The sequence below is a fragment of the Novipirellula sp. genome, assembly GCF_041583735.1.
GTDB lineage: Bacteria > Planctomycetota > Planctomycetia > Pirellulales > Pirellulaceae > Novipirellula.
Genome location: NZ_JBFHFD010000338.1, coordinates 1 through 9102 on the forward strand (window position 1 = coordinate 1; position 9102 = coordinate 9102).

General features: G+C 54.6%; 13 protein-coding genes. 2 read left to right on the plus strand and 11 right to left on the minus strand.

All coding sequences use genetic code 11. The annotated features are described in order from the left end of the window. Positions 1-154 precede the first annotated feature (154 nt). From ABX962_RS21685 to ABX962_RS21735, 11 genes are all read right to left on the minus strand, one after another. On the minus strand, positions 155-478 hold the full coding sequence (locus tag ABX962_RS21685) for a hypothetical protein (RefSeq protein ID WP_372722233.1): 324 nt from the start codon (positions 476-478) through the stop codon (positions 155-157). 141 nt (positions 479-619) lie between these two features. Beyond that, a complete protein-coding gene (locus tag ABX962_RS21690; protein ID WP_372722234.1) occupies positions 620-1258 on the minus strand; it encodes a tol-pal system YbgF family protein in 639 nt (212 codons plus the stop codon). Between the two features lie 145 nt (positions 1259-1403). Next, positions 1404-2174: an abortive infection family protein gene (locus ABX962_RS21695; protein ID WP_372722236.1), complete on the minus strand. Its 771-nt coding sequence runs from the start codon at positions 2172-2174 to the stop codon at positions 1404-1406. Positions 2175-2379: 205 nt separating this feature from the next. Beyond that, positions 2380-2820 (minus strand): hypothetical protein, encoded by a 441-nt coding sequence (locus ABX962_RS21700; RefSeq protein ID WP_372722238.1) that lies wholly within the window; start codon positions 2818-2820, stop codon positions 2380-2382. A 234-nt stretch (positions 2821-3054) separates the two neighbouring features. Then, on the minus strand, positions 3055-3387 hold the full coding sequence (locus ABX962_RS21705) for a ribonuclease E inhibitor RraB (protein ID WP_372722240.1): 333 nt from the start codon (positions 3385-3387) through the stop codon (positions 3055-3057). A gap of 150 nt (positions 3388-3537) precedes the next feature. Continuing rightward, a complete protein-coding gene (locus ABX962_RS21710; protein WP_372722242.1) occupies positions 3538-3795 on the minus strand; it encodes a hypothetical protein in 258 nt (85 codons plus the stop codon). Next, complete coding sequence (locus ABX962_RS21715) at positions 3792-3989, minus strand: hypothetical protein (protein WP_372722244.1); 198 nt, start codon at positions 3987-3989, stop codon at positions 3792-3794. Before ABX962_RS21715 ends, ABX962_RS21710 begins: the two co-directional genes overlap by 4 nt. Before the next feature lie 171 nt (positions 3990-4160). Then, positions 4161-4469: a hypothetical protein gene (locus ABX962_RS21720; protein WP_372722246.1), complete on the minus strand. Its 309-nt coding sequence runs from the start codon at positions 4467-4469 to the stop codon at positions 4161-4163. 181 nt (positions 4470-4650) lie between these two features. After that, positions 4651-4953 (minus strand): hypothetical protein, encoded by a 303-nt coding sequence (locus ABX962_RS21725; protein WP_372722248.1) that lies wholly within the window; start codon positions 4951-4953, stop codon positions 4651-4653. Positions 4954-5089: 136 nt separating this feature from the next. Continuing rightward, positions 5090-5521: a hypothetical protein gene (locus ABX962_RS21730; RefSeq protein WP_372722250.1), complete on the minus strand. Its 432-nt coding sequence runs from the start codon at positions 5519-5521 to the stop codon at positions 5090-5092. Positions 5522-6212: 691 nt separating this feature from the next. Beyond that, positions 6213-6773: a tyrosine-type recombinase/integrase gene (locus ABX962_RS21735; RefSeq protein ID WP_372722251.1), complete on the minus strand. Its 561-nt coding sequence runs from the start codon at positions 6771-6773 to the stop codon at positions 6213-6215. Between the two features lie 466 nt (positions 6774-7239). On the opposite strand from ABX962_RS21735, the gene ABX962_RS21740 reads away from it, so the two are divergent. Then, the gene (locus ABX962_RS21740) at positions 7240-7980 is read left to right on the plus strand and encodes a methionine-R-sulfoxide reductase (RefSeq protein WP_372722253.1); all 741 of its coding nucleotides are present in this window, start codon (positions 7240-7242) and stop codon (positions 7978-7980) included. 178 nt (positions 7981-8158) lie between these two features. Then, a partial coding sequence (locus ABX962_RS21745; RefSeq protein WP_372722255.1) for an esterase/lipase family protein occupies positions 8159-9102 on the plus strand: 944 nt, incomplete at its 3' end.

A 9102-nucleotide genomic window follows, 5' to 3' on the forward strand; every position in this document is an offset into this window, starting at 1 on the left:
CGCCTAACGGGTTGTGTGGCCGACGCCGCCCCTGATCGAAGCGAAAGACGTTGGCCAGCCAAATGATTATACAACGCGAGCCCGCGTGGAATGAAGAGGAAGGCGTTTGCGGCATGGATGCCGCAACTCCGCGGCCACACATTGTTGTGCGTCGTCAGAGCGTCACTTTGCCAGCGTCCCATCGGTCGACAAGTCCCTGGACCGAAGACGCGATGAAGACAAAGTCACTATCGATCGGATAGTAGGCCCAAACGCCAGCGTGCCCAATCCGGTAGCCAAAGGGGATTCCGTTCACGCCTGCATCACCGACACGCAGGAAGTCCAAGGGCGATCCGTCAAAGTCAGTTAGTTCTTCGATTTGTCGTGCTGGAAGGATGACCCATAACTGCGACGGTTCACACCAGTGGCCATGTTCCGCGAAAGACGATGCGAAATAATCCCCACATGGATAACGCGCGAATTGCGATGGGACGTCCATGGATTCGCTCGCACAACGGGAGGTTTTGCCGACGCCGCCCCAAACGAAGCAAAAGACGTCGGCACTACACATGATTGTATTACGCGACCCCGCGTGAATAAAGAAGGAAGGCGTGCCGAATGCCCTTGCGGCAAAACCATGTTACACGCCAGCTAGCCGCTGCAAACGATCCAGAACTGTGGGTTCAGGGTTCCCGACGAGACCGACCGTTGGATGCGGAACGAATCCTGAATGTTGTTTCGCTGCTGCAGCAAGTGCGACCTGAGCATGGGCGGTGGCTGCGTTAGAATCGCCGGAATCGTCAGCGCGAAACGACAGAATCGTTTGCAACCGAAATTCCTCGACGGGAAACGTCGTTTTGCGTTCGCCCCACTCGAGATAAGTATCAATCTCGTCGTAGTGCTGGGATATTCCACGAGTCACGAGCAACCAAGGATAGTCCAACCAAAGTTGTGAACGGGAATTCGGGTACGCCTGTTCTGCGGCAAAAGCCAAGCGGTACGAAGCAATAGCATCATCAAGGCGGTCAAGTGCCAACATGCATTCGGCGTATTGAAGGCGCGCGGACGCTAATTGGGATTCGTGCGGAAAGTCGGCGAATAACTGGTCGAGCAGTTCGATAGCAGCCAGTGTCTGTTTCGCGGCAGCCAAGTGATGAGCTTGTATGCGAAGGTACTGTGCTTTGTGGTAGTCACCGCGACTGCGTTTCAAGCGGGCCTGAAACTCGGAGCGGTCGGTTTCGGTCCAAGTGGTTCGGCGGTACCAGTCGTCACTACTCATTCGGGTCTGGCGTGTAACGGAAGGTTTTTACGACACCCGCCCTGAACGAAGCGAGCGATGCCTGAACTGCGGAAATTGTACCAAGGTCAGCGACCGTTGCCAAAGAACGAAGGTGTGCCCGGAGGGCCTCAGCGTAAAAACCATGTTATGTGCCACATGAAGCTGCGGGCGACGTCGCCACCGACGATTGTTGAAGCACGAACATTGCAACCGAAGCGGCAAGATTTACGGCAAGCTCAGCCTCCAATGCAGACGCAGTAAGTTCGCCATCAACCTTGCCGTGTGCGTCACCAATATCGTTGCGAATCGAAGCGAGACCGTTCACGATGGACTGGCAATTACCGAGAAGTCGTCGAAGCGTGTCGTCCGTTTGTTGGCGGGGAGAAAGAGATAGGCAGTCAAGGGTTGCATGGAATAAGGACGGAAGATTTGACGTGTAGTCAAATAGAATGGAGCGTGAGTTAAGGATGTGTTTGCAAACAGATTCAAGCATAGAACGCGCAGCAGTAATCGCACCGTCTGGGTCGGACGATTTGCGATCGAGGCATTTACGCCAAAAGCGTGAGACATGTTCCGCGTCGAGGCTCTTTAGGGTTAGGCCGAGTTCGCGATCCAAGTCATCGGAAGCTGAAACTGTCCGCGGAATCCAGTTGATTCCACGAACTTGCATTCCTTCGGATTCTGCACAACCACGAATTGCGGTTTCAATTAGATTTGAAAGTTCCGAATTTGATTCAAGAGCGATGTGAACAGGACGAGGTGCGGCGACAACCAAGTCGTAAACCTCGTAGTCGCGCCCACCGCCTATCTCGAAAAAGAGGTCAATAAAGTGCGGTTCGATATCGCATTGGTCTACGAGATCCGCCGCAGTGTGGTCATCACCGTCACGCAGCCAGCGGGATACAGATTCGATCATAGTTGATCCATCAAGTTAAGAAGCAAGTCATCGAGTGAGACCGAACGGCCGCAACGAAGGTTCGCGGCTGTGGCACATAACGGAAGGTTTTTACGACACCGCCCTGAACGAAGCGAGCGATGCCTGAACTAAGAAAGATTGTACCAATGCCAGCCCGCGTGGCCAAACGAGGAAGGTGTGCCGAAGGCCTAGCGTAAAAAACATGTTATGTGCCACTACGCTGCTCGTCGCCAACGTACCAAACGAGAAAATCGGCGAAGGATTCCGCCACGGGAGGCAGTGTGCCATTTTCGAGAGAGTCGAATTGGCCGTATGCAACGTCGTAGACCGTGCCAGAGTTTCGATCCATCAGGAAAATTCCTTGCCCCTCGTTTGAAGTCAAAGCGATAAAATCACGCGGGACACCGAGTTCGTCGTGTGCGTAACCGGTCCACTCTGCAATCTCGCTGGGTGCGAGTAGTTCGTAACGTGCAGAACGTGTGCGAAACGACCAACCGAAACGGGTGTAAAGCTCCGCGATTGTCGAGTCAGGTGCAATTCCGATTTCGGAGAGACTCTTAGCGGTATCTCCAGCGTGGTCTCGCGCCCATTTGGTATGGGCGTCCTCAACAGATTCAAGGTAGGAAACAACGTCGTTGGGAATCACAGCAAACGCCACCTGTGGCACATAACGGGAGGTTTTTACGTCGCCGTTCTCAAACGAAGAGAACGATATTCAACTACGAAAGAGTCTACCAAGGCAATCGCTCGTCGCCAAACAGCGAAGGCGATCGCGAGCTTGCACCAGAGGGAACGCGACCGAAGCGATTGATGTTTGCCCACCAAAAAACGCTCCAACGACGACAGCCGCGACCTTGCGTAAAAACTATGTTGTGCGGCCCTACGGCTTGACTGCGAAACAGCCCCAACCATCAGCAGTACCTTCGAGCGGGTGTGCTTGGTCCATCAGGCGACTCTCCAACGCGGTAATGGTCGAATGGTCGGGAACCATGTACTGTACAACGGTGACCTGCCACTGTTCGTGGTCGTCAGACCAAGACAATTCGAGGCGGAACAGTTTGTCAGTTACGATTTCGATGAAGCCGACAGCAAGCGATCGGGAAGGAAAGACGAAATGGAAGTTGATCTCACGCGGACTTGTCAGCAGATCGCCGCGTTTAATGAGGCTATGCAGCACATTGCCATTTTCGTCGTTAGGAAAATCGTGGCTCATTCTGGGCCGCCTAACGGAAGGTTTTTACGTCGCCGCCCTGAACGAAGCGAACGATGCCTGAACTACGAGAGATTGTACCAAGGCCAGCCCGCGTGACCAACCAAGGAAGATGTGCCGAAGGCCTAGCGTAAAAACCATGTTAGGCGACACCTACGCGCCGAGCAGGCGTTCGTACTCCGCATGATTTCCAATCCAGAACCACAACAACCCATCATCGGTCTCAACGGCCAAAGCGCGAAAGTTTCTGCCAACGCGCACAGAGCGAAAACGTCCCGCCTTCTTGAAATGCAGCGACGGGTGCATTGGGTCAGCCCTGAGCAGGGCAAAGTTCTTGTCGGCCAAATTGCGTACGGCTTCGGGCAGTTGCCTGTAGCATTCCCAGAACGCGGGGCTCGCATGATGATTCATAGTGGCGTCGATTTGCCAGCCGCGTGATCTCGCAGTGCCGCCTCTGCAAGAGAATCAAGACGTCCGTCGTTCGCATCCGTTTCGATGCGTTTGTCGAAGTGCTCTGCGTCAAAGTTCAGAAACCACTCACGAAACCTCGCAAGTTCGTCTGGTGGCAGATGGGAGATTTTCTCTTCAAGCTCTTTGAGTGTCATTGCGGGTTGCCTTTCGAGCGGTGCCGCCCAACGGGTTGTGTGGCCGACGCCGCCCTAAACGAAGCGAGCGATGCCTGAACTGCGTGAGATTGTACCAAGGCCAGCGAGCGTGACCAACCAAGGAAGGTGTGCCGAAGGCCTAGCGTAAAAACCATGTTGGGCGACCATGCGCTACGTTGACGCTGACCAAATGGTTGACGTGTTGGTTTTGAATGCTGGAAATGCAACATCTGACCACCAATTCGGTGCGAGGTTGAACGTCGACTCAACTATGGCGATAAATCGCCGATAGCCGACCATATCCTCATCGGTCTGGATGAAGGTGCCATCGTCGAGCTGGAATTCAAGGCAGATCATATCCGTCGTTAAGAGGTCACGTTTGAAGGCGACGATTTCAATGACGTCCGACCACCGTGCAGAAATGGGCGGCTGGGTATCCATCGCAAATCCAGCTGCATCGCTAGTGATGGTGACCGGCATCTCAGTGTCCAATTGATTCGATGAGGTCGCCTAACGGAAGGTTTTTACGACACCGCCCCTGACAACAGAAAGCGGCATGAACAACGAACAAGTTTACCACCCCAGCGGGGCTTGAACAACAAACGAAGGTGTGCCGAAGGCCTAGCGTAAAAACCATGTTGTGCGACGGTGCGTTGCGATTTCAGTCACCATACCGCAGGTCACAGTATGGTCGACCATAGGGGATATCCTCACCATCAGCAGAAAAGTATGCGACGATCGTGCCAGTGCGTATCTCATCGCCGGGTTGGAGCTTCGGGCGAGTGGAGAGGAAGCCGGGGCCAGCAAGACAGAGTTTGCATGAACCACGAGAGTCATGGGCGAGCGCGAAGGCAGTGCCAGCCGGAACGTAGGATTCCCAGACGTCGTCAAGCCAAGCGTCAAAGACCAACGGCGATTCACGCAACTGGTCAGGCAGTATCTCGGCGTTGCAAGCGAATGGCATTCGATTGATTGAGTCGCACAACGGGAAGATTTGCCGTCGCCGCCGTAAACGAAGCGGACGACGCTGGAACAAGAGACGATTTTAACAACGGGACGCACGTCGCCCCCAGGACGAAGGCGACCGCGGCAAATCTGTGTTAGCCGTCCTCGGCGAGGTGATCACTAAAGTCTCTAATCCAGTCGAAGTAATCAGCATGCAACTCATCGTGATCGCCCGACGCAATCGCAAAGTCAGTCATTGCAGGATCATCAGTGGGCAATGTGCGCAGGTGGATTGCGAGATCAAATCCAGGGAATTGGTCAAGCCGCGAGCATGTGCTAAAGAGCATCAACGATGCCGTTTCCCGAATCAAGCTGCGAACGGCTTCACGTTGTTCGTCGGTCATTGAAGCGAATTCGCCATCACCGTCGATCGTGGACAGCGCAGTTTCTATTGCGTTGTCCATGCGCCCAACAAGAGCCGCCCCAAGCAAACGTCGGCCGTTCTGCACGTTGATTTCGTCGTCGTCGGACAAAGGAACGCTATCGCCATCGAACAGTTCGTCGTAAAAGGCGTCGCGTTTTGACATGGCTAATGGCTAACGGAAGGTTTTTACGACACCGCCCTGAACGAAGCGAGCGATGTCTGAACCACGGAAATTGTACCAATGCCATGGCCCGTTGCCAAAGAGCCAAGGTGTGCCGCAGGCCTAGCGTAAAAACCATGTTGTGCGACCGACCGCACAACTATAGCGACCACGGGCGAATGATTTTGCGATCATTCTCGAATTTGCAATGCGGACAGTCAGGGTTGTAGCACTCCGAGACGGCCGTCCATGACCAGCCGAGCATCATTGCGGCAAACAACATGAATACCCAAGGCCAGATGGAGACCTCAAGCAGGAACAGCGTGAGGCAAATGAACGCGAAAACGACGCCAACACGAAAGTACGTGCCCGGAGGGCCCGACGAACCCATGCCGCCGGTCACCACGCGAAACGATTGTGAGCAGTTTTTACAGCGCATGGTCGCACAACGGAGTTATGTACGACTCGGTGTCGTACTTTATGGGGGAGGAGACCCCGCGCTGGAGTCTCGTTTTTGATTTCCTTGATTTTAATCCATCTTTGTTGACGAGGTACTGCTCGTTGCTGCAAATTTCGTTCGGCTTGTGGAATGCATTTCCAGTTCCCCGTTGCCCTCTTTGCGAAACCGCAGCCAGCTTGTTTGCGATCACGACGGTTTTGTCCAGAGCTTGCCGGTGCAACAATCAGCAACCGCTTACTTCGGTGGCGAGCGTTGAGGGAGTCTCAAATACCGGCCGGTGATCTGTATTTGTAACATTGTGAAAAATTCCGCGGTAGCAAACCGCTCTTGCTGTTCTCTTGTGAGCCAGCGAAGTGAGTCACTCCACTGCTCCTCCGGCGGAATCGATAGCGTCACAAATCCTGGTCGCTCCATCGTCGCAGTGATGCCCGTAAAGTAAATTGGACGATCCCCGTTCTGCACGGCGATCGTGACCCGACTCGACAACAATTCGTCTGCCAAATCGTACTCGGGCTTGAAATGCAACCTGAGAATTCCGGCCCGTTTGCGTTCACGGGTTTTGATTGGCTTTGACAGCAGCTTGGCATCGATCGACGCGGTCGGATCCGGAGTGGCGGACGACTCGATTTGGTCCAGCGGACTGGGCAACATGGCTTCGCCCGGGCGGGCAATGTGGACGTAGATCGTCGTCGTTTCTAAATTCACATGCCCCAGCGCCCGTTGAATACGGCGAATATCGTAGCCGTTTTCATAACTGTGCGTGGCGGCCGCGAGGCTGAGTGTACAGTCGCCCATCGCGGTAGACGCCCAGCCAACGTGTCGACAAAGGACTTGTGCCGCTGTGAGAAGAAGAAGTGTTCATGCCTTGGGTGCCCCAATATGCAATGAAGAGAGCGGAGTCGCGTTGAGCCGTTGCTGTTGCACGCGGATCGAAACGCAAAATCGGGGAACCAGCCTACCACACTTTTCGTGGCTTCCCTAAAAGATTTTGCCTTGCAAGCATTGTAGGAGGGGCATAGACGCCTCCGATCCGCGAGAGGCGAATTGCTCGCCGTTGGTGCACCAGTGGTCGCAATGAACGGGATGCCGATGAAGCGGTCTTGCTGCGAGTGAAGGAACGCCATCGGCTTGGAAAGCCGTGCCGACAATGGGCGGCTAAAAAGGGGGGCCCCATGGAGCGATTTCGCGGCTAGAATGGAGAGCGATCGGAGATCCGATCTCACACCGAAATGACTAATGATTCGCTCGTAGGAGAATTCGCTTGAGACTGTCTGCCATTTTCCCCCTCCTTTTGGCCGGATGTTTCGCTGGATGCGAAACGACCACGTCGCTGCCCAACGGCGATGCCGCCAACCGCAATGCCGCAAGCACAGAATCGGCTGGCTCGCCGCAAACCGCCGCGACTTTCGTCTCGGCTCCCGCCGACCCGGCCGACAATGCCTCCACCCAGCTCCAAAACGACGCGGGAGCCGAAACGACGGAGGCGGCGGATGCTCCGTTTGCTTTCAATCCGCTCAGCGAACGCGAAGCTTATGTGATTCTGCACAAGGGAACCGAGCGAGCGGGAATCGGGGAATACACCAACTTGAAGGACCCCGGGCTCTATATCTGCCGCCAATGTAATGCTCCGCTATACAAATCCGATAGCAAATTTGAGAGCCATTGCGGATGGCCCAGCTTTGATGATGAGATCAAAGGGGCGGTCCAGCGACATTTGGATGCCGATGGCGTGCGGATCGAAATTGTCTGCAGTAACTGCAAGGGGCATCTCGGCCACGTTTTCGAAGGCGAGCGGTTCACTGCCAAAAACACTCGCCACTGCGTCAACTCGATCTCGATGCGATTTGTCCCTCAAGGCAAAAAGCCGCCTGCCGTGATCAAAGCCCCCGCAGGCAAGAAAACGAACGCGGAGCAGGCTGCTGCGGACAACAGCGTAGCAAAAGAGGAAAAGCAGATAGAGGAAAAGCAGATAGAGGAAAAGCAGATAGAGGAAAAACAGTAGGAAGTAGCACGTTCCACGACCTTTCGAATTGCATGAGAATTCTCGAAGAATTGCGAAGTGATTGGCCAGCGGCGGTCTCTTTAGGCTTATCACTCGCTTTTTCTTTCATCCCCGAACGACGATCATGCGAATTTTCTGCCTCCTAGCTCTGTTGTTTCTTTCTCAGGAATCGAATCTCGTGCGATCTCAATCACCTACGGATCCGCCGATCGCCGAAGCGTCGACCGATGACGAAACTCCGGCGACGCCTTCCTCGCCAATGGCCTTCCTGAACAAGACGGCCGGGGGGACCCAGGTTTGGACCGACCATGCGTGGGTCGATGGAAACCGCATTCAGCAAAATGCGTTGACGGGGCATTGGCGTTTGCTGGCTCGAGATAACACTCGCATCACCTGGGGGACTCGCCAGCACTGTGAAACCAGTTTGGCCCAGCAGATTGCAAAAGCCTCTCCCGCACCCAACTGCGAACGCGTGGTCATTCTGCTGCACGGTTTGATGCGAACGCATCATTCGATGATGCAAATAGAAAAGGATCTGAGGGTGACCGACGACGCCGAGATCATTCGGTTTTCTTACGCCAGCACACGTTGTTCGATTGGCGACCACGCCGCAGCCCTTCGCGAACTGCTCGAAGGGTTACCCGAGGACACTCGTATCAGCTTTGTTGGACACAGCATGGGCAACATTGTCACGCGGCATCTGATCGGGGATCTGCAACGAGACGGAGATCCCAAGAACCTATTGCCGCGATGTGAGTCGATGGTCATGTTGGGGCCACCGAACCAAGGCGCCGCGATCGCTCGGCGAATCAATGCCACTGGGATCTTTGACGTCATCACCGGCAAAGGTTGTCGCGAGCTGGGAGGCGAGTGGCAAGCGTTCGCAGACCGTTTGGCGACACCGCCGTTTCCATTTGCAATTGTCGCCGGTGACCTTTCCTCGAACCCCATTCAAAACCCGCTTGTTGACGGAGCCAGTGATTTTGTCGTCAGCGTGGAGGAAGCTCAACTCGACGGAGCGGAGCAGTTTTACACCGTGCCTGTGCTGCATAGTTTCTTGATGAACAATGAAAAGGCTCGTGAATTGACGATCGACTTCTTAATTTCTCATCGCACTCAAAG

Coding starts and splice junctions, on each gene's coding strand:
- ABX962_RS21685 (WP_372722233.1), bottom strand. CDS start 478: ATGGACGTCCCATCGCAATTCGCGCGTTATCCATGTGGGGATTATTTC.
- ABX962_RS21690 (WP_372722234.1), bottom strand. CDS start 1,258: ATGAGTAGTGACGACTGGTACCGCCGAACCACTTGGACCGAAACCGAC.
- ABX962_RS21695 (WP_372722236.1), bottom strand. CDS start 2,174: ATGATCGAATCTGTATCCCGCTGGCTGCGTGACGGTGATGACCACACT.
- ABX962_RS21705 (WP_372722240.1), bottom strand. CDS start 3,387: ATGAGCCACGATTTTCCTAACGACGAAAATGGCAATGTGCTGCATAGC.
- ABX962_RS21710 (WP_372722242.1), bottom strand. CDS start 3,795: ATGAATCATCATGCGAGCCCCGCGTTCTGGGAATGCTACAGGCAACTG.
- ABX962_RS21715 (WP_372722244.1), bottom strand. CDS start 3,989: ATGACACTCAAAGAGCTTGAAGAGAAAATCTCCCATCTGCCACCAGAC.
- ABX962_RS21720 (WP_372722246.1), bottom strand. CDS start 4,469: ATGCCGGTCACCATCACTAGCGATGCAGCTGGATTTGCGATGGATACC.
- ABX962_RS21725 (WP_372722248.1), bottom strand. CDS start 4,953: ATGCCATTCGCTTGCAACGCCGAGATACTGCCTGACCAGTTGCGTGAA.
- ABX962_RS21730 (WP_372722250.1), bottom strand. CDS start 5,521: ATGTCAAAACGCGACGCCTTTTACGACGAACTGTTCGATGGCGATAGC.
- ABX962_RS21735 (WP_372722251.1), bottom strand. CDS start 6,773: ATGGGCGACTGTACACTCAGCCTCGCGGCCGCCACGCACAGTTATGAA.